26 protein-coding genes and 1 tRNA gene are annotated in these 23,339 nt (G+C 64.3%); 12 read left to right on the plus strand and 15 right to left on the minus strand.

Annotation, left to right across the window (positions count from 1 at the left end; genetic code table 11):
- Position 1: 1 nt before the first annotated feature.
- Entirely contained in the window at positions 2-1,252 is a 1,251-nt protein-coding gene (locus A39O_RS0118325) for a (Fe-S)-binding protein (protein ID WP_245561925.1), read from the minus strand.
- 132 nt (positions 1,253-1,384) lie between these two features.
- On the opposite strand from A39O_RS0118325, the gene A39O_RS0118330 reads away from it, so the two are divergent.
- The 6 genes from A39O_RS0118330 to A39O_RS34120 all read left to right on the plus strand — a co-directional run bounded on the left by A39O_RS0118330 (position 1,385) and on the right by A39O_RS34120 (position 4,141).
- A complete protein-coding gene (locus tag A39O_RS0118330; protein WP_020506123.1) occupies positions 1,385-1,699 on the plus strand; it encodes a (2Fe-2S) ferredoxin domain-containing protein in 315 nt (104 codons plus the stop codon).
- Between the two features lie 369 nt (positions 1,700-2,068).
- Positions 2,069-2,503, plus strand: a complete 435-nt coding sequence (rplM, locus tag A39O_RS0118335; RefSeq protein WP_026199518.1) for a 50S ribosomal protein L13 — start codon at positions 2,069-2,071, stop codon at positions 2,501-2,503.
- 27 nt (positions 2,504-2,530) lie between these two features.
- Positions 2,531-2,920, plus strand: coding sequence for a 30S ribosomal protein S9 (rpsI, locus tag A39O_RS0118340; protein WP_020506125.1), 390 nt, complete (start codon positions 2,531-2,533; stop codon positions 2,918-2,920).
- Between the two features lie 72 nt (positions 2,921-2,992).
- Positions 2,993-3,066: transfer RNA gene (locus tag A39O_RS0118345), tRNA-Gln, on the plus strand.
- A gap of 271 nt (positions 3,067-3,337) precedes the next feature.
- The gene (locus A39O_RS34115; RefSeq protein ID WP_245561926.1) at positions 3,338-3,661 is read left to right on the plus strand and encodes a GNAT family N-acetyltransferase; all 324 of its coding nucleotides are present in this window, start codon (positions 3,338-3,340) and stop codon (positions 3,659-3,661) included.
- A gap of 27 nt (positions 3,662-3,688) precedes the next feature.
- Positions 3,689-4,141: a DUF4143 domain-containing protein gene (locus A39O_RS34120; protein WP_020506127.1), complete on the plus strand. Its 453-nt coding sequence runs from the start codon at positions 3,689-3,691 to the stop codon at positions 4,139-4,141.
- A 369-nt stretch (positions 4,142-4,510) separates the two neighbouring features.
- Here the strand turns inward: A39O_RS34120 and A39O_RS34125 are convergent, their stop codons facing one another.
- Positions 4,511-6,577 (minus strand): CHASE domain-containing protein, encoded by a 2,067-nt coding sequence (locus tag A39O_RS34125; RefSeq protein ID WP_020506128.1) that lies wholly within the window; start codon positions 6,575-6,577, stop codon positions 4,511-4,513.
- A 98-nt stretch (positions 6,578-6,675) separates the two neighbouring features.
- Positions 6,676-6,855, minus strand: coding sequence for a hypothetical protein (locus A39O_RS0118365; protein WP_020506129.1), 180 nt, complete (start codon positions 6,853-6,855; stop codon positions 6,676-6,678).
- Between the two features lie 481 nt (positions 6,856-7,336).
- On the opposite strand from A39O_RS0118365, the gene A39O_RS0118370 reads away from it, so the two are divergent.
- The 5 genes from A39O_RS0118370 to A39O_RS34135 all read left to right on the plus strand — a co-directional run bounded on the left by A39O_RS0118370 (position 7,337) and on the right by A39O_RS34135 (position 9,444).
- Positions 7,337-7,597 carry a hypothetical protein gene (locus A39O_RS0118370; protein WP_020506130.1) on the plus strand — a complete coding sequence of 87 codons (261 nt, stop codon included), beginning with the start codon at positions 7,337-7,339 and terminating at the stop codon, positions 7,595-7,597.
- A 151-nt stretch (positions 7,598-7,748) separates the two neighbouring features.
- Positions 7,749-7,943 (plus strand): AAA family ATPase, encoded by a 195-nt coding sequence (locus A39O_RS0118380; RefSeq protein ID WP_020506131.1) that lies wholly within the window; start codon positions 7,749-7,751, stop codon positions 7,941-7,943.
- Positions 7,944-7,991: 48 nt separating this feature from the next.
- Complete coding sequence (locus tag A39O_RS42760; RefSeq protein ID WP_020506132.1) at positions 7,992-8,474, plus strand: hypothetical protein; 483 nt, start codon at positions 7,992-7,994, stop codon at positions 8,472-8,474.
- A 78-nt stretch (positions 8,475-8,552) separates the two neighbouring features.
- On the plus strand, positions 8,553-8,954 hold the full coding sequence (locus A39O_RS38765; protein ID WP_211211628.1) for a type II toxin-antitoxin system VapC family toxin: 402 nt from the start codon (positions 8,553-8,555) through the stop codon (positions 8,952-8,954).
- Positions 8,955-9,066: 112 nt separating this feature from the next.
- Entirely contained in the window at positions 9,067-9,444 is a 378-nt protein-coding gene (locus A39O_RS34135) for a DUF4143 domain-containing protein (protein ID WP_020506134.1), read from the plus strand.
- An 87-nt stretch (positions 9,445-9,531) separates the two neighbouring features.
- Here A39O_RS34135 and A39O_RS0118400 read toward each other — a convergent pair whose 3' ends face one another.
- The 11 genes from A39O_RS0118400 to A39O_RS0118445 all read right to left on the minus strand — a co-directional run bounded on the left by A39O_RS0118400 (position 9,532) and on the right by A39O_RS0118445 (position 20,911).
- Entirely contained in the window at positions 9,532-12,747 is a 3,216-nt protein-coding gene (locus tag A39O_RS0118400; protein WP_020506135.1) for a type I restriction endonuclease subunit R, read from the minus strand.
- A 183-nt stretch (positions 12,748-12,930) separates the two neighbouring features.
- Positions 12,931-14,112 (minus strand): hypothetical protein, encoded by a 1,182-nt coding sequence (locus A39O_RS0118405; RefSeq protein WP_020506136.1) that lies wholly within the window; start codon positions 14,110-14,112, stop codon positions 12,931-12,933.
- Positions 14,112-14,591: a DUF4365 domain-containing protein gene (locus tag A39O_RS0118410; protein ID WP_020506137.1), complete on the minus strand. Its 480-nt coding sequence runs from the start codon at positions 14,589-14,591 to the stop codon at positions 14,112-14,114. Before A39O_RS0118410 ends, A39O_RS0118405 begins: the two co-directional genes overlap by 1 nt.
- Complete coding sequence (locus A39O_RS34140) at positions 14,591-15,916, minus strand: restriction endonuclease subunit S (RefSeq protein WP_020506138.1); 1,326 nt, start codon at positions 15,914-15,916, stop codon at positions 14,591-14,593. The genes A39O_RS0118410 and A39O_RS34140 overlap by 1 nt, the downstream gene beginning before the upstream one ends.
- Positions 15,909-17,489, minus strand: a complete 1,581-nt coding sequence (locus A39O_RS0118420) for a class I SAM-dependent DNA methyltransferase (protein WP_020506139.1) — start codon at positions 17,487-17,489, stop codon at positions 15,909-15,911. Before A39O_RS0118420 ends, A39O_RS34140 begins: the two co-directional genes overlap by 8 nt.
- Entirely contained in the window at positions 17,479-17,661 is a 183-nt protein-coding gene (locus A39O_RS40950; protein WP_157640248.1) for a hypothetical protein, read from the minus strand. The genes A39O_RS0118420 and A39O_RS40950 overlap by 11 nt, the downstream gene beginning before the upstream one ends.
- Complete coding sequence (locus A39O_RS34145; protein ID WP_020506140.1) at positions 17,651-18,055, minus strand: nucleotidyltransferase family protein; 405 nt, start codon at positions 18,053-18,055, stop codon at positions 17,651-17,653. Before A39O_RS34145 ends, A39O_RS40950 begins: the two co-directional genes overlap by 11 nt.
- The gene (locus A39O_RS34150; protein WP_020506141.1) at positions 18,052-18,294 is read right to left on the minus strand and encodes a hypothetical protein; all 243 of its coding nucleotides are present in this window, start codon (positions 18,292-18,294) and stop codon (positions 18,052-18,054) included. Before A39O_RS34150 ends, A39O_RS34145 begins: the two co-directional genes overlap by 4 nt.
- Before the next feature lie 6 nt (positions 18,295-18,300).
- Complete coding sequence (locus A39O_RS43205) at positions 18,301-18,429, minus strand: hypothetical protein (RefSeq protein ID WP_020506142.1); 129 nt, start codon at positions 18,427-18,429, stop codon at positions 18,301-18,303.
- A gap of 572 nt (positions 18,430-19,001) precedes the next feature.
- Positions 19,002-19,832: a L,D-transpeptidase gene (locus tag A39O_RS0118440; RefSeq protein WP_245561928.1), complete on the minus strand. Its 831-nt coding sequence runs from the start codon at positions 19,830-19,832 to the stop codon at positions 19,002-19,004.
- An 80-nt stretch (positions 19,833-19,912) separates the two neighbouring features.
- Positions 19,913-20,911, minus strand: coding sequence for a GAF domain-containing protein (locus A39O_RS0118445; protein ID WP_020506144.1), 999 nt, complete (start codon positions 20,909-20,911; stop codon positions 19,913-19,915).
- Positions 20,912-21,577: 666 nt separating this feature from the next.
- On the opposite strand from A39O_RS0118445, the gene A39O_RS40955 reads away from it, so the two are divergent.
- Entirely contained in the window at positions 21,578-21,946 is a 369-nt protein-coding gene (locus tag A39O_RS40955; RefSeq protein WP_020506146.1) for a hypothetical protein, read from the plus strand.
- A 308-nt stretch (positions 21,947-22,254) separates the two neighbouring features.
- Here the strand turns inward: A39O_RS40955 and A39O_RS0118460 are convergent, their stop codons facing one another.
- A complete protein-coding gene (locus A39O_RS0118460; RefSeq protein WP_020506147.1) occupies positions 22,255-23,178 on the minus strand; it encodes a hypothetical protein in 924 nt (307 codons plus the stop codon).
- Between the last annotated feature and the right edge of the window lie 161 nt (positions 23,179-23,339).

The following is a 23,339-nucleotide window of genomic DNA, read 5'->3' on the forward strand; positions in this document are numbered from 1 at the left end:
ATCATCCGGGATTGATGCTGTGAACTGATGTACAAGTTTGGGCGGTCTGGGTGTCGGGTTCAATAGGCATCAGTTGCCGCGCCAACAGCTCGACCGGATGGCAGACCTCGATCGCCAGCCCGGCCTCCTGCATACCGGCGATCAGGTGCAGGGCGCAGCCGGGGTTGGTGGTGACGATCAGGTCCGCTCCCGCCGCGGCGCTCGCCGCCACCTTGTCGGCGAGCAGTGCCGCGGCCATTGCCGGCTGCTGGATCAGGTAGGTGCCGGCGGCACCGCAGCAGGTCTGGTTGTTCGGGAGCGGCTGAACCTCGAGCTCCGGAATACGCTGCAACAGCCGATAGACCGCGGCGTTACCCCCGAGCAGGTAGCGATGGGAGCAGGGTTCGTGGACCAGGACCCGCCGCCGCAGCGGCTGGAACGCCAGGGTCTCCAGCGCCGGCAGCGGCGCGAGCCAGTCGCAGAGTTCCCGCGTGTCGCCGGTGCCCGCCGCCTCCCGCAACTCGGCGACGCAGGCGCTCGCCAGTCCCACCAGCGGCGGGTCCTCCGGATGTCGGGCACAGGCGTCGCGTCGGCGGTCCGCAGCCGCCGGCAGGCCGTTGTGGCGGTGGATGGCGCCGCAGCAGGCGGGGGTGGTCGGGATGCGCACCGCAAGATCGAGCCGGTGCAGCAGGGCGCGGGTGGCGGCGATGGCGCGTCCCTGGGCCAGCCCGCCCATGCAGCCGACGAAGATCTGAAGCTCCGCCGCACCGCGGTCGCCCGCGGTCACCGGTGCGGTCGCCGCCGGAATGGCCCGCGCCAGCCGGTGCAGCGGCCGCAGCGCGGGCCAGTCGGCCAGCCCGGTCCGTTCGACCAGCCGCGCCAACCCGAGCTGCCGGTAGAACCGGGTCACCCGCGCCAGGCGCTCGGTCAGGCGCGATTGCGTCAGCAGCCCCAGCCAGAGCCGCAGCCACCCCCGGCGCAGCGGCGAGCCGGCGGCGGCGCGCGCCGCCTTGGCCCCGTCGGCCAGCCGGCCATACTCCACCAAAGACGGGCAGGCCGACTCGCAGGCGCGGCAGCCCAGGCAGCCATCCAAATGGCCGTTCAGGGTTGGGCTCAGGGCGAGCGCCCCGCCGGCCCAGCCCTGGATCAGCGAAATGCGCCCGCGGGGCGAGTCCGCCTCGTTACCGAGCTTGGCGAAGGTCGGGCAGACGGGCAGGCACTGACCGCACTTCACGCACTGATCGGCGAGGCCAAGAAGTTGGTCTGGAGTCACATCGAGTCCAATGGCAGGTCTGACGCTTGCAGAGCAGAGGATGAGGATCAACAGACATGGTAACCTTCCCGCGCGTCCGTTGCTGCATGAAGGACGCGCTCCGAACCGTCGTATTCAGAGGGGAGGTCCGCCATGTCCTACTACCGGCATCATGTTTTTGTTTGCACCAACCAGCGCGAGGACGGGCGTCAGTGCTGCGCCGAGTGCGGCTCACCGGCGCTGCGCGATCACTTGAAGCGCCGCACCAAGGAACTCGACATCACCGGGCCGGGCGGCGTGCGTATCAACATCGCCGGCTGTCTCGACCGCTGCGCCGAGGGGCCGGTGCTGGTCGTCTACCCGGAGGCCGTCTGGTACACCTATGTGGATCAGGACGATCTGGAAGAGATCCTGACCGAGCATCTGGTCAATGGGCGCATCGTCGAGCGGCTGCGGCTGCCTGGCTGAAGCCGCGCCCTGACAGCAATTCCAGATTTGGGCGGCATCGCGCGGCCCCTGGTGGATGCGGCGCGCGCGACCGACGTGCCGGGTTCCTGACATCGAACAGCGCGCCTTATCCACCCTACAGCCGAGCCGGTTTTGTAGGGTGGATAAGCGCAGCGCATCCACCATCAGCCTTGCGGCCGGCACGCTGTTGGTGGCGGCCACCCAAATTCGGAACTGCTGTCGCCAAGAATCAGGGGTTGCGCACCCCCGTTCAGTCCCGTATAGTTGGCGGTCTTTCACGCTTCGGCTCAAAGAATTCACGCCTGCGATGACTGCCGGGATTAACGCCGGGTTGTCGCGGGAGCGCGGTACGGGGAATATCGGATCATGATGACGACTGTGAGCACCAAACCGGCGGAGGTACGCCGCGCCTGGTACCTGGTGGACGCCGAGGGCAAGACGCTTGGCCGTCTGGCCAGCGAAGTGGCATTGCGGCTGCGCGGCAAGCACAAGCCTCAGTACACGCCCCATGTGGATACCGGTGACTTCATCGTCATCGTCAATGCCGGTAAGGTTCGCGTCACGGGCAACAAGCTCGAAGACAAGATGTACTACCGCCATACCGGCTACGTAGGTCATCTCAAGTCGACCAATCTGGGCACGATGCTGGAGCAGGCGCCCGAGCGTGCCATCCAGATCGCCGTCAAGGGCATGTTGCCCCGCGGCCCGCTGGGCCGTGCCATGTTCCGGAAATTGCGCGTCTACGCCGGGGCCGAACACGATCACCAGGCCCAACAGCCGCAGATCCTTGAACTCGATTGCTAGCTATCACAAAGGTTTAGGAACAGGACCATGTCGGAGACTCAATACGCCACCGGACGCCGCAAGACTTCTGCAGCGCGGGTATTCCTGACCACGGGTTCGGGCCAGATCTCGGTCAACGGCCGCCCGCTCGACCAATTCTTCGGTCGCGAGACCGCTCGGATGGTCGTGCGTCAGCCCCTGGATGCCGCTGGTCTGCTCGAACGCGTGGACGTCAACGCCACGGTCGTCGGCGGCGGCAACACCGGACAAGCCGGCGCCATCCGGCACGGCATTGCCCGCGCCTTGGTGCTCTATAACGAAGAACTGCGTTCTCCCATGCGCCGCGCCGGGTTCCTGACCCGCGATGCCCGTGAAGTCGAGCGTAAGAAAGTCGGTCTGCACAAGGCGCGCAAGCGTCCGCAATACTCCAAGCGCTAACCCGCTTGGGCGGCGTGTGACGGGGTCGAGCGGCCCCGGTCACGCGTCACCGGTTACTGGCCGGTTTTTTATTGGGGGATCGTCCAGCGGCAGGACTACGGACTCTGACTCCGTCAACCTAGGTTCGAATCCTAGTCCCCCAGCCAAAATAATGACAAGGGCTTAGCCGCGAGGCTGAGCCCTTTTCGTTTGGGCTGCGGGCGAATGCCGATGCGTAAAATCCAACCCGTAGGAGCCCGCTTGCGGGCGACGGGTGGGGCACAATGACGCATCCAACCCGTAGGAGCCCGCTTGCGGGCGATGGGCGGGGGCACGATGACGCATCCAACCCGTAGGAGCCCGCTTGCGGGCGACGGGTGGGGCACAATGACGCGATTCCGGCAGGTCACGTCGCCCGCAAGCGGGCTCCTACGGAGCTTGATTCTTGATAGCGTCTTATTCGGAAATCGCCTAAAGTCCGACAGGCTGCTAGCCCCGATCAGTACCGGTGAGCAACGCATCGCGGCTTACTACACCCTGGCATCCGCCGGCCTGCTGCTGGCCGACCTTCCGCCCGCCATCGCAAAGAAGCTGCCGCGATACCCCAGCGTGCCGGCCGTGCGCATGGGCCGTTTGGCGGTGGATCGGGGTTTCAAGGGGCAGGGTCTTGGCAGTGCGCTGCTCGGGGACGCGCTTGAGCGCGCTGCCCGCTCGGAAATTGCGGCCTATGCCTTGGTCGTCGAGGCGAAGGATGAGATTTGACAAGGGCGCCCGCAGGGGATTACAACCATGCATATTCACAACGCCAGTTACCGAATTGCATGGATTACATCCCCCGTCTCGTCGAGCACGCCCTCAAACCTGCTGCATAGCCTGCTCGATATCGAGTGCTTCGATGCCCTGTTGGCCCACTCGGTGGCCGGTGAATCCTGGGAAGGCTTGGCGATCGAGCAGTTGATCGCGGCCATGCCGCGCTGGCGGCCGGCGTTTTTGCGCACCGGCAATGGTGCGGAGGCGGACTTGGTGATGGAGCGCGGGCAACGGCGGCTGCTTTTTGAGATCAAGCTCTCCAAGGCACCCCAGCCGTCACGCGGATTCTACGAATTGATCGACGATCTGCACCCGGAATCCGCGACCGTGATTGCGCCGGTCGATGGCCCGTACGAGCAGCGGCGCGGCGTCTGGGCCATGGGATTGAACGACGCGCTGGCGCGCTGGGGCGATGGCGCCGCGAGCGGCTGAGCTCACGGGTGGAGCGCGACGCGGTTTCGCCTGGCTTGGCTACAAGGTTAAGGTGATTTTCGGAACACCGGATACCTCGTGTGGATGGCTCCCCAATTGTGCGCATAGTTGGTGAATAACGCGGAGTGGCACCGTCGAGGGCGGTGAAGTTCAGTCGTTCGGGCGATCAATGCCCTGGGGGTTTGGCGCGCCGTTCGAGACGATCGGCCAGCGCGGGGCATCCAGACCGAGCACCGCCCGCGAGACTGCGCGCGGTCGACGGGAACGCCGTCATTCGGAGGCCAAGGTCGGGACATCTGTCAGGGACCGGGCCGGCCGGTAGAGAACCGGGTCAGTCGGGGCGTTCGGCCCCATGGAGCCGACAGCGACCTAGTTGGGGTCAGCACCGTCGGCATGGCGTCGCGCCGCGGGTCCGGCAGGGGTGGCTGGTAGGGGCTCGACGGCGACCCGCGGCGCGACGGCCATGGGCTCGGCGAAGCACGCCTGGTGCCGGCCCGCCTTCTTGGCCTGATACATGGCCGTATCGGCACTGTGCATCAGTGCATCGACGTCCTCGCCGTGCTCCGGATAGAGGGCCATGCCGATACTCGCGGTGAGGGTCAGGGTCACGCCCAGCACGTTGTAGGGGCAGGCGATCACCGTCGCCAGCGTTTGGGCCAGATGTTCGAGGTCGGCGGCCTGCGGGCACTCGGGCGCGAGTGTGACGAATTCGTCGCCGCCCTGCCGGCACACTGTATCGGAGGCGCGCAGGTGCTCGCGCAGTCGCGCGGCCACCTGCTGCAGGAGCAGATCGCCGGTCCGATGGCCGTAGCGATCATTGATTACCTTGAAACCATCCAGGTCCAGGAAGAGCAGGCCCAGCCGGCGTCGATAGCGCCTGGCCAAGGTCAAGGCCTGTCCCAGGCGATCGACGAACAGGGCACGGTTGGGCAAACCGGTCAGGTAATCATGATGAGCGAGGTACGCGATCTTCTCTTCGGCCAGCTTGCGCGCGGTGGTATCGGCGATCACTCCCACCAACCCCATCGGGCGGTCATCGGCGTCCCGGATCAGATGCCCACCCAACTGGCCCCAAAATTCGCTCGCGTCCGCGCGCCAATAGCGTCGCTCCAGCCTGACCTCCGCCACCCCCTGGGCCAGCAGTTCCCGCATACGCTGCTGACCGGCCGCGCGCTCGGCGGGATGAATGTGGGTGACGTAGTGGCTGCCGATCAGCGTCTCCAGAGGGCAGCGAAACATCTCGGCCATGCGCGCGTTGGCTTGGGTGATGCGCCCCTCCAAGTCGGTGAGGAAGATGGCCACATCCGAGGCGTCGAAGATGAGCCGCAGCCGCTCCCGACTCTCCAGCAGCTCGCGATGCGCCCGGGCCGTCTCATGCAGCGCCGCGGTCACCCGCCGGTGGGCGCGCAGCAGGGTCCAGGCGAGCAGTGCCAGGCTGACACTCAGGGCGCTGCCGACCCCCAGGACGATCCAGCCCGTGTCGGTAAAACGGGCTTGAAGATCGAACGCCGGTAGACTGTGGACGCGCAGCGTCCAGGAATGCCCACCAAGTTCCACGCGAGCGGTCGCCTGGAAGCCCTGCGTGGTGGGTTCGACACCGGGCGCCGAACTGAACATCATCTCCGCCGGGGCGACCAGGGTGCCGTCGTAGATCGTCAGCGCGATCCGATCAGTCAGCTCGGGGAAGTTGCGCGTCAGGAAGCTTTGCATCAGGTCCGTCATACGCAGCGGCGAATAGGCCCACCCCAGGAGATTGGCCCGCCGTTGCTCCAGCGTGTCGTGGGGTAAGCCTGCCTGGTAGATGGGAAGATAGAGCAGAAAACCGGCCTGAACATCCTGCTCGGTCTCCTGAACCAGCCTGACCTGGCTCGAGAGGGCCGGGCGATCCTCGTCCCAGGCCCGCGTCATGGCCTCCCGGCGGACCGCGTCGGAAAACATGTCGTAGCCAAAGGCGCGCTGATTGCGCCAGTCGAAGGGTTCGAGGTAGACGATGGCGGTCGTGATCGCCCGCTCGCCTGGCGGGCGCAGTGCGAAATCGGGAAAGCCCTCCGCGCGGATCGCCTGGACCAGGGCCGCCGTGTCGGCCGCCGCGATCAGGCGTGCGAAACCGACCCCCTGGATGCCCGGATAGTGCGCTGGGATCTGCAGCGACGCCACGTAGGCGCGAAACTGCGCCCGGGTGACTCGCTCATCGGCGGCAAAGAGTCCCGCCACCCCGCGCAGGATTTGCTCGTTGGCCTGCAGGCGGTTCTCCAGGCCGGTCTGCACCTTGTCCACTTGCTGACGGAAGTCCGCACGACGGAGGTCACGCTGTTGGTGCTGCCCATTCACCCACACCAGCACGGTGATGGCCAGCCCGCTGCCGAGGACGAGCCAAGGCCACAGGTAGGGCCACCGGGTCAGTGAGCGGCGCCGCGGTGGGGGCCTGGGCGGCAAGTGGTCACTCCGAGCCGTCGCTGGGTCAGCGTGGTCCATCGTTCAACCGGCAGCAGGTCGGCTCGGGAGATGCGGGGGACAGATAGGCCAGCAAGATCCTATACAGCGGTTGCGGATCGACCGGTTTGGTGCTGGAATTTCCCGACCGGCTTGTTCTTGCATGACATCACCTGGCCGCTCAGAGTGGCGCCGACCTTGACCTGAGCGTTGGCGAAGGCCGTGGGCATCGAACCGGCAACGAGGGCGGCGGCCAGGCCCAGGATGAGCGATGTCTTCATTGCCCCCCAGGTGAGTGGGAGTGAAGCATCATGTGCTCTGTTGGGTGCGCAGAACCGGACGACTATGTCTTCAGAGTAGTCTAGCGGGTGGCAGACTGTCTATCCGAAGAGCGAAGCAGGTTTTCCGATAAACGAAGTGAGGCACGCTCGGGACCTTGCGGACTCGGGCTGACGGACACGAGTACGATCAGTCCGAAACGGCCTGGATGAGGACGATGATGACCAGCGCATTGGGCTGACCCCGTGACTGCGTCGGCTGTTGGCCCCTTGTCCTGATCCAGGTCCGAACGGCGGCGGCGCCCGGCCAGAAAAAAGGAGGACCGCGACACCCTCGACCCCGCGCAATCAGTGCAGGTTACGCGGGACCGGCAAGTGCAATACTGTCTGTATGCGCCGGCCGCTGGGGCGGTGTGTGCAAGGTGCCAGTGGTCCAGACTGGCGCTACGCGGCATAATCCACATGATCTGGAAGGGGCATCAACATGGGTACGAGGACCGTTCGGCTCGATGATGAGGCAGAAGAGACGCTGGGGCACCTGCGCAGCCTCACCGGGCTGTCGATCTCCGAGGTGCTGAAACGCGGCCTGCATGCCTACGCGGCACAGGCCGCGGAGCAAGCCGACCGCAAGCCCTATGACATCTACCGTGAGCTGGATCTTGGCCCGGGCGGCTATGCCGACGCACCGGCACGTGAGGCCAAGACCGCGGTTGCGAACCTGATCCGCCGGAAGCACCAGCGGTGATCCTGGTGGATACCGGGCCGCTGGTCGCGCTTTTCGATCCCACCGATGGTGCCTTCGATGTGCTCTCGGGGGTGTCCTGATGCCCGATTGGACAATGGCGCCCGAAGCGGGTTACAACCATGTATATTCATAACGCCAGTTATCGAATTGCATGGATTACATCCCCCGTCTCGCCGAGCACGCCCTCAAACGCGCCTTGGCCCGCTCCCCCGCGGCCGTCATCCTGGGTCCGCGCCAATGCGGAAAATCGACCCTGGCCAAGCGCTGGATCGGCGACTCGGACGCGGTCTATCTGGACCTCCAGGACCGCGCCGACCGCGCCAAGCTCGCGGAACCCGAACTGTAATTCGAGCACCACCGTGCCCGGCTGGTCTGTCTCGACGAAATCCAACTGGTGCCGGATCTGTTCTCCGCGCTGCGCTCCGAGATCGACCGGGACCGCCGTCCGGAGGCGGACCTGGTGATGGAGCGTGGGCAACGGCGGCTGCTCTTCGAGATCAAGCTCTCCAAGGCACCCCAGCCGTCGCGCGGATTCTACGAATTGATCGACGATCTGCGGCCCGAATCCGCGACCGTGGTTGCGCCGGTCGACGGCCCCTATGAGCAGCGGCGCGGCGTCTGGGCCATGGGACTGACTGTCAAAGAGGTGAAAGATATGCTGAAGAGCTATGAAGCCGTTTATGAGAAAGGACACTTGACGTGGCTCGACGAGCAGCCGAATATCGACTCGGCCCGGGTTATCGTCACGGTATTGGTTGAAAACAGCGATCGGCCGAAACGCCGCTCTGCTCCCTCATCCCTGTCCGGCCAGGTTGAAATCCTTGGCGACATCGTTTCTCCGCTGGTCGATGAGAAGGACTGGGAATGTCTGAAGTAATCGTCCTGGACACCCATGTCTGGCTTTGGTATAGCCTTCGTACCTGATATCCGGACAGACGCTGGTGTAGGGGCGGGTTTGAAACCCGCCCCTACGTCCGGTTATCACGTCCGACGGCTATACGTCAATGGCAACACGGGGCAGTATCCCGCGGCATGGGTCGAGCGCATCGCCACGGCGACCCGAGTAGCCATTTCACCTGTTTCTTGTTTTGAAATCGCCTTGGCGGAAAACCGCGGCCGGATCAGTTTGAAATGTCCTCTGGCAGCGTGGTTCTCAGACGTATTGGAACCTGCCGGAGTCGAGCTATTTCCCCTGACGCCCGCCATCGCGACACGCGCAGTCCACCTGACTCCAGCCCATCGCGATCCCTTTGATCGAATGATTATTGCCACGGCCTTGGAATATGGCGCCATGCTCGCCAGTGTCGACGGGCTCTTTGTTCATTATCCGGAACTCGGCGGCAGCCTGCTCAAATAAGGTCTAGTCCCCCAGCCAAAATACTGACAAGGGCTGAGCCGCAAGGCGAGGCCCTTTTTGTTTGGGCTTCGGGTGCATTCCGGGCGAGTCTGCTGCGAGTCCCCATGATCTGATGATTTGCCTGCTGGATATCGAGTCCTTCGATGCCCTGTTGGCCCATCCGGTGGCGGGCGGATCCTGGGAAGGCGTGGTGATCGAGCAGTTGATCGCGGCCATGCCCCGCTGGCGACCGGCGTTTTTGCGCACCGGCAATGGTGCGGAGGCGGACCTGGTGATGGAGCGCGGGCAACGGCGGCTGCTTTTCGAGATCAAGCTCTCCAAGGCACCCCAGCCGTCGCGCGGATTCTACGAATTGATCGACGATCTGCGGCCCGAATCCGCGACCGTGGTGGCGCCGGTCGATGGCCCGTACGAGCAGCGGCGCGGCGTCTGGGCCATGGGATTGAGCGACGCGCCGGCGCGCTGGGGCGAGGGCGCCGCGAGCGGCTGAGCCCGCGGGTGGAGTGCGAAGCGTTTCGCCTTGCTTTCGCGATCAGTGCACGAGCCTGCCGGTAGATGACAGCGTCAGCCCGACCTGTCAGGCCGCCCATTGGGCCGACAGCGCCTCGGCCTGGGCCAGCACCGTCTGCACGGCGGCATCCTGAAGGTCCGGCGGGTAGCCGTACTTGCGCAGGATGCGCTTGACCAGGACGCGCATCCGCGCGCGGGCACTCTCGCGGTGCGACCAGTCCACGGTGATACTCCCCCGCAGGCCGGTCAGCAGCTCGTGGGCGATGACCTTCAGGGCGTCGTTCCCCATGACCTCGATGGCGCTCTGGTTCTCGGCCAGGGCGTCGTAGAAGGCGATCTCGTCCGCCGACAGCCCTTCGGCCTCGCCCCGTTGGCGGGCCTCGCGGATATCCCGTGCCAAGCCGATCAGTTCTTGCAGGATCTCCACCGTGCTGATGGCATTGGTGTGGTAGCGCGCGATGGCTTCCTCCAGCCGCTCGGAGAAGCGCCTGGTCTCGACCACGTTGGAGCGGGAGCGCGAGCGAATCGCGTCGTTGAGCAGTTTGCGCAGCGCCTCCAGCGCCAGGTTCTTCTTCTTCATCTGCGTGAGTTCAGCGAGGAACTCCTCGGACAGGATGGCGATATCCGGCGTGGTCAGTCCGGCCGCGGTGAGGATATCGACGATCTCCGTGGAGACCACGGCGCGGTCGATGATCTGGGCGATGGCGAAGTCCCGCTCCGCGCCGCTGTGAGTCGAGCCGCCGGCCGATTTCACCAAGGCGGCGCGGATGGTCTGGAAGAAGGCGACCGCGTCGCGGATGGCCCGCGCTGCATCGCTTGCCGCTGCCAGGGCGAACGCCTTGGACAGGGCGAGCACCGCATCCTGATACCGACGGTGCGCACGCTGCTTGGCCTCCGCGGTCGGCTCCCGCTCGGCCGCCGCGTGCTGGTGCGCCAGAATCCATTCGATGGCCTCGGCCATGACCAAGAGGCGCTGTTGCGGCGTGCCCGCCAGACCGCGGCGGTAGTCGAAGCCGTGGAACATCGCCGCCACCACGTCATACTTCTCCAGCAGCATCCCGACGGCCTGTGCCTCATCGATCCCGGTTTGATCCTGGTCCGCGGCGGAATACTGACTCAGGGCTTCTTTCAGGTTCTGGGCGATGCCGATGTAGTCCACCACCAGGCCCGCCGGCTTGTCGCGGAACACCCGGTTGACCCGCGCGATGGCCTGCATCACGGCGTGGCCGTGCATTGGCTTGTCGACATACATGGTGTGCATCGCCGGGGCGTCGAAGCCGGTCAGCCACATATCCCGCACGATGACCAGTTGCAGCGGGTCCCTGGGGTCCTTGGCGCGCTTCGCCAGCAGGTCGCGCCGGCCCTTGCTGCCGATATGGGGTTGCCAGTGGAGCGGATCGGCGGCCGAACCGGTCATGACCACCTTCAGCCGTCCGGCCGTGTCGTCGTCGGCGTGCCAGTCCGGGCGCAGCGCGATCAGGGCCTGGTAGAGGGCGACGCAGATGCGCCGGCTCATGCAGACGATCATGGCCTTGCCGTCCAGCGCGGCCACCCGATCCTCGAAGTGCTGCACCAGGTCAGCCGCCACCAGGTGCAGGCGCTTCTCGGCCCCGACCAGGGCCTCGACAGTCGACCACTTACGCTTCAGGCGTTCCTGCTCGCTCTGCGCCTCGTCCTCGATCAGATCAGCGGTCAGTTCGGCGATCTCGGCGTCGATGCGCGGCCTCTCGTCCTCGGGCAGCTCGATGCGGGCGAGCCGGCTCTCGTAGTAGATCGGCACCGTCGCGCCGTCCTCGACCGCGCGACTGATGTCGTAGATGTCGATATAGTCGCCGAACACCGCTCGGGTGTTGACGTCGTCCCCGTCGATCGGCGTCCCGGTAAAGCCGATGAACGCGGCGTTGGGCAGGGCGTCGCGCAGGTGTTTGGCGAAGCCGTAGTCGATCTCACCGGTCTGGCGGTCCAGCCGGGCCTTGAAACCGTACTGGGTGCGGTGCGCCTCGTCGGCGATCACCACTACATTGCGGCGGTCGGTCAGCAGCGGGTAGACATCCTCGCCGGCACTCGGAAAAAACTTCTGGATCGTGGTGAAGATGATCCCGCCGGACGCGCGGTTCAGGGCATTGCGCAGCGCCTCGCGGCTCTGCACCTGGATCGGCGTTTGACGCAGCAGGTCGGCGCACATCACAAAGGTGCCGAACAACTGGTCGTCGAGATCGTTACGGTCGGTAATGACCACGATAGTCGGGTTGGCCAGCTCCGGCCGACGCACCAATTGCCCGACGTAGAAGACCATCAGCAGACTCTTGCCCGAGCCCTGGGTGTGCCAGATCACCCCGGCCCGGCGGTCACCGCGCCGGTAATCCTTGACTCCGCGCAGTCCGTAGTCTTCCGGGTCCTCGCCAACGCGCCCGTCGCCTGGGGCGATGGCGCGCACGGTGGAGGCCACCGCACGCCGGACGGCATGGAACTGATGATAGCCGGCGATGATCTTGATCAGGCCCGCGCCGGTGTTGCCGAACACGATGAAGTCCTGGATCAGGGCCAGAAAGTGGCGGCGCTCGAACACCCCCTCGGTCAGCACCGGCAATTGCGGCGCGGTCTTCGGCGCGATCGTGCGTCCGTCAGCGGTGCGCCAGGGCATGAAGCGCTCCGCGTCCGCCGTCAGCGAGCCGATGCGCGCGGCGAGACCGTCGGAGGTCACCAGCACCGCGTTGGTGCGAAACAGTGAGGGAATTTGCGCCTTGTACGTCTGGATCTGATTGAAGGCCGCGTGCAGGGTTGCCTGCTCGTCCCCCGCGTTTTTGAGCTCGATCACCGCCAGCGGCAGGCCGTTGACGAACAGCACCACGTCGGTCCGCCGCTTGATCCCGTTCTCGATCACGGTGAACTGGGCGACCGCCAGCCAGTCGTTGGCGTCCGGATCGGCGAAGTCCACCAGGCGCACCCGGTCGCCGCGGAGGGTTCCATCCTCGGCATAGAATTCGACCGACACGCCGTCGACGATGAGCTTATGCAGCCGGCGGTTCTCCTCGATCAGCGAGGGCGAGGCGCTCGCGACCACCTGCATCAGGGCGTCGTGCCGGGCTTCGGCTGGGATCTGCGGGTTGAGTCGGTCGATGGCGGTCTTCAGGCGCCCCAGCAGCAGCACGTCGGAGTATGCCTCGCGCTCGGGGGCGCTGCCGTCGGGGCCGATTCGGGCGTCGGTGGAGCGGGTGTAGCCCAGGCTCTCCAAGTGCTCCAGCAGCAGGGTCTCGATGTCCGCTTCAGAGAGGTAAGCCATCAGGTGGTTTCTCCAGTCCGGTTATCCGCACGCCTTCGCTTCACTTGTGGCTCGCCCGTGCGCCATGAACCTGCTTGTGACTCACGAACGGACGCATGTTATAGCCTTCGTATCTGATATCCGGACAGACACTCGTGTAGGGGCGGGTTTAAAACCCGCCCCTACAATACTCATGCATCCGCATCAAACACCGGTCACCCCCACACCGCCATCCATCAACGCGGCCTGATCATCGTTATCCTGATCGTCCAGCACCCGCAGTTCCCTTGGGTTTCTGATCTCCCACCGTTGTCCGACGGGGAAGATATCACCGAGCAGCGAGAGCGCAAGCTTTTCCTGAAAGGCCCGGATCACCTGTTGGTAGGCGTCTTGCTCGAAGTGTACGCGCACCCGCCGCGGCTTCTCGCTGATGAGCAAGACCAGCGTCGCATTGCCGTCGAACTGATCCACCGAGCGATCCAGTGCAATCACGAATCCGTTGATGCGCGTATCCGTGAGCGGTTCCGACTGTCGGAAGATCCGTGCTGCTTCCTGCAACACCTCTGCCGTCTCACTGCTGAAGTTGAACTGTTGCCGCGGGCGCCCCGCCGGCCGGGTACGCGCCCAGGTAAGACCGATGTCAATACCCTGTCCGACCTGCGCGAGTCGTGCAACGGCATCGCACAGGTTGGCGCTGACACCAAGGCCCACCGCCTCGTCGAATGGCGCGAACGCATTCTCCGCCAGTGCCCGGTTGGCCGCGCGTTTCGCGGCGGCCAGTGCATCCGCGAGCCGCAGCGTCACCGCCCGGGCAAAGGGCGGCTCACCAAGATCGAGGCTCTGCTGACCACCGATGCGCGGCTGGACCGGCGACAAGATGCTCAGCACATAACTGCCGCGCTCGCTTGGCCCGAGCCGGACCGATTTCATATACTCGGTCGCCTCAGTCACCTTACGCGCGTGGTAACTGCGTCGCGGGTCCACCACGGTACAGGCCGCCGCCAACAGCAGATTGCCCGCCTCGCGATAGAGCGCCACACCGTCGTCGATCGCAATGGACCCATCCGCGCCGCCGCCGAAGGCCCGCACCCGGACCACGTCGATCCCCGAGGTGACAAGGTCTTGATAGACGCTGAGTGCGGAACGCCCTTCCAGACGGGCCAGCAAACGGACCGCATCCGCCATACGCGAGGCGTAATCGCCCAGGTCGTCGCGGATCGGCACCAGGATCTCGACCGTCCCGTCACCCGTTTCGGCAGGGACATAGACGAGCGCCTTGTCGCCGATGCGATCGGTCTGCCGCCAGCCCTGTTGATCCAGGTAAGACTTCAGGTCGACCCAGGACAGCCGACGTAGCGCCGCTTGATCGGTCAATTCGAGTTGCATCACAGTTGCTCCTCTTGGGCCTGTGCCATCAATGCCTTCACGGCGTTCATATCGAACCGTTGATGACGCGGAATCGGCACTGTGACGCTGGCGGTATTTTCCCGCTCCGGCGCTCCGGCCAGGGACGCCCAGTACCCGCAGTGGCGCAGGATCAGCGCATCCTCGCTCTGGTCGAGCCAATCCTCCTCATTGGCCGGCAGGGCGACCACGATCAGCACGCGCGGGACCACGCAGTCGCGCCGCAGATCGTCATAATTCTTGATCGAAAGAGGGAAGGGCAGGGTCTCGTCCCCAAGGAGATCGCGTGCCGTGGCCTTCGCCTGGAACTCGATGCGGGGCCGACGGCCTTCATCACAGAGCAAGATGCCATCGATGCTGTCGCGGTCAAGTTCGGGCTTGGCGATATGGAATCCCGCGTGCGCCGCCACCGCGGCGATATAGGCCATCGAGAAGCGTTCCTTTTTGTCGTTTGGGTGCATCAGAGGACGGCCTCCGCGGCTTTTTCGGCATTTTGGATGCGGATCTCGCCGGACATCAGCTTGGGGAGGAGGAGGTCGCGGACTTGGGCGAGGGTGCGAGATTCATCCCCGTTTGCTCTGATGCGTTGGAAGAGCGGTTCTATGTTCGCTCCGAACGCGGACCAAACCTCCACATTCGGATTGACAAACGGATATGCTGTCACCGCGTCATTTCGCGCCCGCTGACGGCCCGATGTACCCGTCATGCTCTGGATCGCGTGTGCCCTAAAGTCTTTGTGGCGAGCCAAGAGGTATGTAAAGGCCGCTGGTACCGGCGGTGTTGCACGGAGGACGATGAATTCGGTCGAGCCCCAGCCGACAGAGCTCTCAGGCAGTGATTGAACGAATGCGGTCTTGCCATTCTCCAGGCAAGGCGTGATTCGAGCAAACAACGTGTCTCCGTTGCGAAATCGCATGCCTGAGGAAAAGTCACGTAAGACCGCTTGCTCGGGTATCGCGCCACTGGTCGGTAAGGCCGCCATGTCCAGGTACGGAGCAACAATACCCTTCTTGAGCGGTTCGGCGGGATTCACGTTGACGATATCTTGAAGTCGGCATTCGTGCCAGCCTTTCGGTTTACCCCTCGTGTCCAGTCGCTCCGGGAACAGGGACCACAACTCGGGGGCGAGGTACGGCTCCATGCCTTCCTGCTTGGCGCGGGTGGGGCCGAAATCGACGAACCAGTCCTTGAACAGCGCCCGCGCCATCGCCTCCAGCGTCTCGTTCATGCGGCGATTCAGGTCGATCTTGTCATCGAAGGCAGATAGCAATTCAGCGATAGCGCGTTGCTCAGCGCGCGGAGGAACCAGAAACGAAAACGCACGGATGATGCCCTCGTTCAAATTAGGCATCGTCGCCCCAATCGCATGGAACTTAAACCATTCGATTGACGCCGGATCAGCGAGAACATGCGAGAGGAACTCGCCATCAACACCATCGATCGTCGAACTGATCCGTAGGCGGATGGCGCCCGTCCCGCAAATGAAGTCTGTCTCAGCCTCACGCACGACCGCGATGCGCCCAGTTGCTTGCACGCCCCGACGGGCGAACAGAATGTCACCAGGTCGGAGTCGATGTCTTGCGAGTGTCCTCGCTTTTTCTTTCGATATCCTGGGTAGTACCGCGTGATCGATGCGCCGCTCTCGAATTGCCTCTGTAGGCACAACAGCGACACCGTCGGGTAAGTAATCGTGCGCGTGCAATTGCGAGCCGAAAGGACCGGTTTGTAGCTCGCAAACCCCTTCCTTGCATAAGTCACCGAGGCTTGTCCTGCGCCACTCATCCATTGACGATAACCCCGGCTAACCTCTCCCGAATCAGCCCCGTCAGCCGCTCAGCCTCTTCGAACTGCCCCTCCAGCCTCTCCTGCAACGCCGCAAACCGCTCGACAAAGGGCGTCTCGTCCTCCTCCACCGCCGCCGCGCCGACATAGCGCCCCGGCGTCAGCACGTAGCCATGCCCGGCGATCTCGGGCGCCGTCGCCGCCTTGCAGAACCCCGGCACGTCGTCGTACGTGCCCGCGTCCATCTCGCCCCGCCAGGCGTGGTAAACGCCGGCGATCTGGTCGATGTCCGCGTCCGACAGCTCGCGCCGGGTGCGGTCGACCAGGTGGCCGAGCTTGCGGGCGTCGATGAACAGGATTTCACCGCGGCGGTCGCGGAAGCGTCCGTTGCGTTTGTTTTTGGCCAGGAACCACAGGCAGGCCGGAATCTGGGTCGAATAGAACAACTGACCGGGCAGGGCGATCATGCAGTCCACCACGTCGGCCTTGACCATGGCCGTGCGGATGTCGCCTTCACCGGACTGGCTGGATGACATGGAGCCATTGGCGAGTACCACCCCGGCGGTGCCGTTCGGCCCCAGATGGTGCAGGATGTGCTGCAGCCAGGCGAAGTTGGCATTGCCTGCGGGTGGCGCGCCGTGAATCCAGCGCGCGTCCTCGCGGAGTCGGTCGCCGCCCCAGTCGGAGATGTTGAAGGGCGGGTTGGCGAGGATGAAGTCGGCGCGCAGATCCGGCAGTTCGTCCTTGTGGAAGCTGCCCTCGTTGTTCCAGCGGATGTCGGCATCGATGCCGCGCACCGCCAGATTCATCTTGCACAGCCGCCAGGTCACATAGTTGGACTCCTGGCCGTAGATGGCCAGTTCCCCGATGCGCCCGCCGTGCGCCGTCAGAAACCGCTCGGCCTGGACGAACATGCCGCCGGAGCCGCAGCAGGGGTCGTAGACGCGGCCCTGGACCTTGCGGGCGGGGTCCGGGAAGGGCTCCAGCATCTCGACCAGAACGCGCACCACTGAGCGCGGGGTGTAGAACTCGCCGCCGCGTTTGCCCTCGGAGCCGGCGAACTGGCCCAGGAAGTATTCGTAGACCCGGCCCAGCACATCACGCGCACGGTCCTGCGTCTCACCGAGCGCGATCCCCGAGATCAGGTCGATCAGCTCGCCCAGCATAACGGCGTTGAGCGCCGGGCGAGCATACTCCTTCGGCAGGACGCCCCGCAGGCGCGGGTTGATCTTCTCGATGGCAAGCATCGCCTCGTCGATCAGCTTGCCGATGCCGGGCTGCCGGGCCTTGGCCTTGAGGTAGGACCAGCGCGCCTCCCGCGGCACCCAGAAGCAGTTGTCGGCGGCGTACTCGTCCGGGTCCTCGGCGCCGTCGGGGTACTCCGCCAGCAGCGCGGCGTGCTTGGCCTCGAAGCTGTCGGAGATGTGCTTGAGGAAGATGAGCCCCAGGGCGACGTGCTTGTAGTCGGAGGGCTCCATGTTGCCGCGCAGCTTGTCCGCGGCCTTGAACAGCTCGGCCTCGAAACCGAGGTCGCCACCGTTGCGACCGGACGCTCCATTGCTCTTCTCATCCACCATGGTCGATCCACACCCCTGCATCGGCGACGGTCGCAGTCGACCGGTCGATTGACAACACAGCCGTCACTATAAACCGTCCAGGTTCCATTGCCCAGCGTTTACCGAAAGGCGCTTCGGTCGTATCTGCATCGTAGATGCGATCCACAATGGCAAGGCGGGTATCATTGATCACGGCACGGTCTCGCGTATATTCCCGATTCCTCTTCTGATTCCCGCGCTCCGAGTGGGAGTGCAGTCTCTTTCCGCTCCCATTGCGAGGGCTCGGCCGCTTGCAGAACAACATAGTTGCTGCGAATGTTGTCATGAAAGCGCGCCGGCAAGTCACTCCATCCATGCAGATCCACAAGGAACGGCAGATTGCTCTCGTCCAGTGCCTCGCGTGCCGCCGAAAGCAAATGACGTCGGCTTGACGGAATGAATGCAACGAGGTCGAGATCGGAATTGGGGCGCGCGGTACCATTGACCCTTGAGCCATAGGCCCAGACCAGGGTACCGGGCAGCCATTGGCGCAGGAGTGCGAGCAACAATTGACGCTGCTGCGGGTTGACAGTCAGCCTGGTACTCATTCCCATGTCTCTCCGGTCAACGCCTGGTAGAGCGCTATCATATCGGTGATGAATACGCCCATAATTACCAGGGTTTGTTGCGCCTTCTCGCCGCTGTAGTCATGAGCGGTAGCGGTACGCGCATCCGCATAGACCAACCATTGCTCGACCGTTGAGGGGAGAATCCTATTCTGGCCTGCCAACTTAAGAATCGGCTTTGGGCTGTTGGGAATATCAGGTAACCCTAATTCATTTCTCATAATCGATCATGACGGATCAACCAGTTGAATCAGTTCGCCCAGCATGACGGCGTTGAGTGCCGGGCGGGCGTACTCCTTTGGGGCCTTGGTCATCAACCCGGCCACCGAGCGATCTGCACCGTCCTCGGTCCGCACAGCGGACCCTACAGGTCACGGTGTCACCGTAGGGTCCGCTGTGCGGACCGTCCGCGGCTGCGGTAGGACCAGCGGGCCTCCCGCGGCACCCAGAAGTAGTGATCGTCTCGGTCAGCCATGGGGCCTTGATTATCGCTCCACCCTACGAGAGGCCGCATGGCCGGCACCGTGGCGCGCTCCTGAGCGATACTGGGCCCGTCCTGGCCGGACCAATCCCGTGATGAGTGATCTTTCAGTCACTATACCGGCTCAGCACGACCGGTGCGAGGGGGGTGCCGTCGCCCCGTCCTGAGGCGCTTCGCGTCCCGCGCTGACTCCCACGCTGGACTGGCAGGCCAAGCTCGAAGAGGCCCAGGCACTGGACATGAAGCTCCAGGCCATTGAGGAAGGGCACCATGAGGGGACCGAAGGTGGTGACCGTGCTTTGCGCCCTGGAAGACACCAGAGGCGCGGCCCAAGGGTAGGGCACCCGACCTCGACGACGGTGTTCAGGTCAAGACCGCGCCCCTGCAAGAGGGGCGGCGTGCTGCGCGTCGCGATGAGGATGCGCCCGCTCGAGAGTTCGAGAATGGCTATGATCTGATATGGCTGTTTTCCGGCAATACATAAACAATGCCGGCCTTCCCGACAAAATTCTTATGTATCAGGTTTTTGAAGAATATCCCTGGAACGTTGATGCAGCCATATGAAATACGGTTATCAAGCGGCGAGGGTGTGCCTAAGCGTTGCGCCCGGCGCTCTTCGGGTCTACCTTTAACGACCGGATGCATTGAGATGGCATTTTCGTAGTTCACCCAGAGTATGTCCTTGCCATGGGAATTGCGGCCCATGGTCGCCACGAATCGACCCGCCGGCGTCGTACGCCCCGCGGGGGAGATGTGTGACATCCGCATGTTGCCAACGCCGGGGGCGACGTAATCACCGTGCGCCATTCCCAGCAGCGCGGGTGCTGCGCCGTGCAATTCTCCGTCCACACCAAAGACATAGACCTTGGCGTTCACTTTATCGACAATCGAGAACGGCATATTGAGATTGTCTCTTGAGCCGACAACCCAATCCGCCATCTCCCGGGTCCTGCGCGATGCGCTCTCTGACCCAAAGTTGGCCTGCCTGGACCCATCTGCCGGGGCCGTTCTTGGTGCCGTAACGAATGGGATCTCCGCGTCTGCAGAATAGTTTGCACGGAGCATCGGGTTGGACATTCGAGTGACGGTGTCCGCCTTGGTTGCCAGGCGCGGGCCGCAACCGGCACTCAACAGACCGAGGCACAGGCATAGGGCCATGCCGGTCATCCTCGAGTACCAGGATCCTGAGTTGGTTCGCACCTCCTGGGTGTCGCCGCGCTTGATCCAACCGCTGCCGGCCTTGCCGAGCGGCAGTGGCGACACTTTGAAGTTATTCATGACTGTATCCTCGGGTTGCGACACTGTCCGGCCGCGTTCTGGGGGCTTGCCAGGGCGAACAGCCCCCCCCCACGACCCTCTCAACCGGCGCCTCGCCTGAGACGGGGGTAGAGTCCGCCGCCATCGTCGGAGCCGTCAGCCGCTGGGGCATTGCCGCCGCGGCTCCCGGACGACCCCTTGCCGGAGTCCCCGCGGTTCAGGAATCGGCGGGTCGGGGCGTCTCCGACGTCAGGATCGGCCCGCTCAAGCCGCTCCAAGGCATCGATCGCCAGTCGCTGAAACCCTGTCGTCTCATAGCGCTCGGCGATCCTCAAGACCTGAGTCTGGGCAATCTGCGCCTGAGCGCTGTCGGCATCGTGCCGGATGACCTTGAGCAACAGGTCCATCGTCTGATGCAGATGGCCCAACCGATGCCAGGTCTGTGCAGTGCGCAACATGAGGTCAAGGCGCGCCGCCGCGGGGTCGCCGGCAGCGGTTAGCGGATCGACCTCCACCGCCAATCCGTGGGGCGCCAGTCCATGGGGCGCCGGTCGCGGGCGGATCGCGGACGGCGAGGCCACCTCGGCGCTGAACAACAGTTGCCCGATAAAGGCCGCGATCACCTCCAGGAGCGCCAGGTCGTCTTGGAAAGGTCGTTCGCAGTCGTGCAAACGCAGCGCTCCAAGGACGCCGATAGCCACGTGATTGCGGATGATCGCCACCGCCAGAAAGGCCACTTGCCCACCCGGCAGCGCGCTCCGGTCGATGGTCTGAGCGCCGTAGGCCGGCTCATCAGCCACATCGCGGGCCAGGGCGGCCTGACCGGTCTCAAAGACCTGGCCGGACACTCCCTCGCCGATCCGGCAGTGACCCCGGCTGAGGTCCGCCGCGGTGAGACCGTGCGCATAGCGGATGGCGAGTCCGCCGACCTCCGGGTCGACCAGCAGGACGCGGGGGCGGTCAAGTCCGAACGACTGCGATAAGAGCCGGAGGGTGTCTTGTACACGGGACTCCGTGTCCTCTCCCCGGCTGACGACGCGGGCGATCTGCTGGGCCACTCGCAGTGCGGGCGCCAAAGGAATCGATTCAGGATTGTGCATGAGGGTATTTCCGCGCGGCTGGTAGCCTCGCAATGGGAGCGTCTTACCCTGCATTCTCCATGTGCGGTCGCCGGAATCCGTACGGCAGGACACATTCACTCGATTTCCCGACAAGCGGTTCAGGGCCTTGGGGCATTCGCCACGGCCCACTGTCGATGGCTCATGACATCGCAGTGCTCGGTGCGATGCCGTACAGACCGCCACGGCCGGCACCGCTAGTCTGTGTGCTACTCCGCAGTTTCACTTCACAAAGATCATGAGAGAGACACGGATCGCAACAGCGCGTCGCGTCGGCGGCCGAGGTTGTCGGCAACACCCTGACATGAAGTGCGCGAATCGTTCAGTCGTCGCCGTCGCGGGCCGACAGCAACAATGCCCTGACGGCTCAACAAGAGAAGAATAGTGATGCGCTATGGTCTATCTCAGGTACCCCGGGTGCGGGGGAATCTACTCCCGCATAGCCGGATTGCAGCGTCGGTGGCGGACCGCGCCGCGCAGGTCGCTCCGCTGATACTCAAACGCCGGCGGATCGCGTTGGCATACCGACGCACCCGCAGCGATGAGTATCGGCTCGAGTTGGAGCAGATCGATCATGCCCTGGCATGTCACAATATCGATATTCCGGCAATCCAACGTTTGACAAAGAAGCTTTAGCAGGTAATAACAATGAAACTCACATTGACCTCGACCCTGGCAGCTGTTGTCGCCTCTATCGGCCTGGGTGGTACTGCCGGGGTGTCGAAGCAGGTTCAGCACCCCTTGGCTGGTGCAGGCAGCGGCGGCGGCGCGGGCGCTCTGTTCCCCGATGACGGTGCGGTTGGGCCGTTGGGTGGCGCTGCGGTCGGTGCGATCATTGATCACCTGATCACGCCCACCGACGACGGCCGCGGCAATGGCCAACAGAGCGGCTATCGTGATACCAGTGGCCAACGTTATAGCAGCCGCAGTCGCCAGAGCAATGGCCTTGGTTATGGTAACGGCTACAATAGCGGCGACCGCTATCACAGTACCAGCAACGAATGGCTGGGAAGCTAGCTCAGGTCACTCGGGTGCGGCCGGGATCATCGTTCCGGCCGGCGACGGCCTGTTCGAAACTGGAGGTCGAGGCTTTAGCCGGTGGCGATTCCCGAGATCTGAAGGCCTTGGTCATGAACCCGGCCACCGCGCGATCTGCACGGTCGTCGGTCCGCACAGCGGACCCTACAGGTCACGGTGTTACCGTAGGGTCCGCTGTGCGGACCGTCCGCGGCCGGCCGGAACGATGATCAAGGCCGTAGGGATCGCATATTGATCTCCAGTTAAGACCATGGTTTTTGAACCACCTTCGTTGGTTGCGCCAACGCTTAGGCGTCGCGCTGACGGCCGCCGACGATCGCCATCAGACTGGCGAGGAAGGCGCCGGACAGCAGGGCGATGAACAGCCAGAGGGTTGCGGTGGCAACCGCCTTGCGGGCCTGCTCCGCCAGGGTGCGTTCATTCCCATCTGATGCTCCGCGCTGGCTCTGGAGTTGACCAAAGATATCCGCCACGCGCGTCTGTGCGTCGTCCTGGCTCAGGCCCGTCACTTCGGCCACCGTCGCCCCGAGATAGCGGATATCCGCCGGCGGCAAGCGACCCTCGTGGAGGCCGTTGGTGAAGACGCGAGCAACTTCCGCGGTGACCGCGGCACCAGGTGAATAGCGCTGCCCGTTTGCGGCGTCGGTCCGATAGAGCATATCGACGTAATAGGCCAGTCGGTCGGTCATGCCCCCGCCGTTCGCGCGGACGTCAGTCGATACGGCCCCCGGCGCGGAGTCGGCAGACACCGCGCCTGCCTCTATACCATCACTGACGACAGACCCGATCATGGCTGTCAGGACGGTTGCGGTGACCAGAGCCGACACGGCCCAGGCGAGAAAGCCATGGGCGGTATCGCGGAACCAGACCTCGTCCCCCGGCACGCCCAACCACCGGGTGCGCAGGCGCCCGGCAATATAGCCGCCCATGCCCGAGGCGGCGATCTGGCTGAAGACCAGCCAGGCGATGGTGGCGACACCGAAGGTACCGATCGCCATTTCCGCGTTTGGCCGGTACGGTATGGAAGACAGGCCAAGCCCAGCCCCCAGGATCATCAGTATCATCCACAGCGAAGCGGCCGTCGCCGCGCCCGCAAGGATGGCACTCCAGGCTACGGCACTGATATTGGATTGCTCCTGATCCACGCGCACATCGGCGATGAGCGGGGCGTCCGGGAATTGGTGAGAGGGAATCGTCTGGGCAGTCAGCATGACAGTCAACCGGTGAGTGGTAGTAGGAAGTTGCACCATGCGCCGATGGTGGTGATCGTTCTGTACGCTAACCCACACGGGCCGCAGGCCTTAATCATCGTACGCCGATCACTGGAGGTCGAGGCTTTAGCCGGACGAGGGCCGCGCCGACGCGATGTCGA

Source organism: Lamprocystis purpurea DSM 4197 (assembly GCF_000379525.1).
Classification (GTDB): Bacteria; Pseudomonadota; Gammaproteobacteria; order Chromatiales; family Chromatiaceae; genus Thiodictyon; species Thiodictyon purpureum.

What these genes read in the sequence shown, in the direction of transcription:
- A39O_RS34145 (WP_020506140.1), bottom strand. Translation starts at nt 18,055, where the DNA reads ATGAGTACCAGGCTGACTGTCAACCCGCAGCAGCGTCAATTGTTGCTC.
- A39O_RS0118440 (WP_245561928.1), bottom strand. Translation starts at nt 19,832, where the DNA reads ATGAATAACTTCAAAGTGTCGCCACTGCCGCTCGGCAAGGCCGGCAGC.
- A39O_RS34135 (WP_020506134.1), top strand. Translation starts at nt 9,067, where the DNA reads ATGATTTGCCTGCTGGATATCGAGTCCTTCGATGCCCTGTTGGCCCAT.
- A39O_RS0118445 (WP_020506144.1), bottom strand. Translation starts at nt 20,911, where the DNA reads ATGCACAATCCTGAATCGATTCCTTTGGCGCCCGCACTGCGAGTGGCC.
- A39O_RS0118460 (WP_020506147.1), bottom strand. Translation starts at nt 23,178, where the DNA reads ATGCTGACTGCCCAGACGATTCCCTCTCACCAATTCCCGGACGCCCCG.
- rplM (WP_026199518.1), top strand. Translation starts at nt 2,069, where the DNA reads ATGACGACTGTGAGCACCAAACCGGCGGAGGTACGCCGCGCCTGGTAC.
- A39O_RS0118400 (WP_020506135.1), bottom strand. Translation starts at nt 12,747, where the DNA reads ATGGCTTACCTCTCTGAAGCGGACATCGAGACCCTGCTGCTGGAGCAC.
- A39O_RS0118405 (WP_020506136.1), bottom strand. Translation starts at nt 14,112, where the DNA reads ATGCAACTCGAATTGACCGATCAAGCGGCGCTACGTCGGCTGTCCTGG.
- A39O_RS34150 (WP_020506141.1), bottom strand. Translation starts at nt 18,294, where the DNA reads ATGAGAAATGAATTAGGGTTACCTGATATTCCCAACAGCCCAAAGCCG.
- A39O_RS0118370 (WP_020506130.1), top strand. Translation starts at nt 7,337, where the DNA reads ATGGGTACGAGGACCGTTCGGCTCGATGATGAGGCAGAAGAGACGCTG.
- A39O_RS0118365 (WP_020506129.1), bottom strand. Translation starts at nt 6,855, where the DNA reads ATGAAGACATCGCTCATCCTGGGCCTGGCCGCCGCCCTCGTTGCCGGT.
- A39O_RS40955 (WP_020506146.1), top strand. Translation starts at nt 21,578, where the DNA reads ATGAAACTCACATTGACCTCGACCCTGGCAGCTGTTGTCGCCTCTATC.
- A39O_RS0118420 (WP_020506139.1), bottom strand. Translation starts at nt 17,489, where the DNA reads ATGGTGGATGAGAAGAGCAATGGAGCGTCCGGTCGCAACGGTGGCGAC.
- rpsI (WP_020506125.1), top strand. Translation starts at nt 2,531, where the DNA reads ATGTCGGAGACTCAATACGCCACCGGACGCCGCAAGACTTCTGCAGCG.
- A39O_RS0118330 (WP_020506123.1), top strand. Translation starts at nt 1,385, where the DNA reads ATGTCCTACTACCGGCATCATGTTTTTGTTTGCACCAACCAGCGCGAG.
- A39O_RS0118410 (WP_020506137.1), bottom strand. Translation starts at nt 14,591, where the DNA reads ATGCACCCAAACGACAAAAAGGAACGCTTCTCGATGGCCTATATCGCC.
- A39O_RS0118380 (WP_020506131.1), top strand. Translation starts at nt 7,749, where the DNA reads ATGGATTACATCCCCCGTCTCGCCGAGCACGCCCTCAAACGCGCCTTG.
- A39O_RS34120 (WP_020506127.1), top strand. Translation starts at nt 3,689, where the DNA reads ATGCATATTCACAACGCCAGTTACCGAATTGCATGGATTACATCCCCC.
- A39O_RS34140 (WP_020506138.1), bottom strand. Translation starts at nt 15,916, where the DNA reads ATGGATGAGTGGCGCAGGACAAGCCTCGGTGACTTATGCAAGGAAGGG.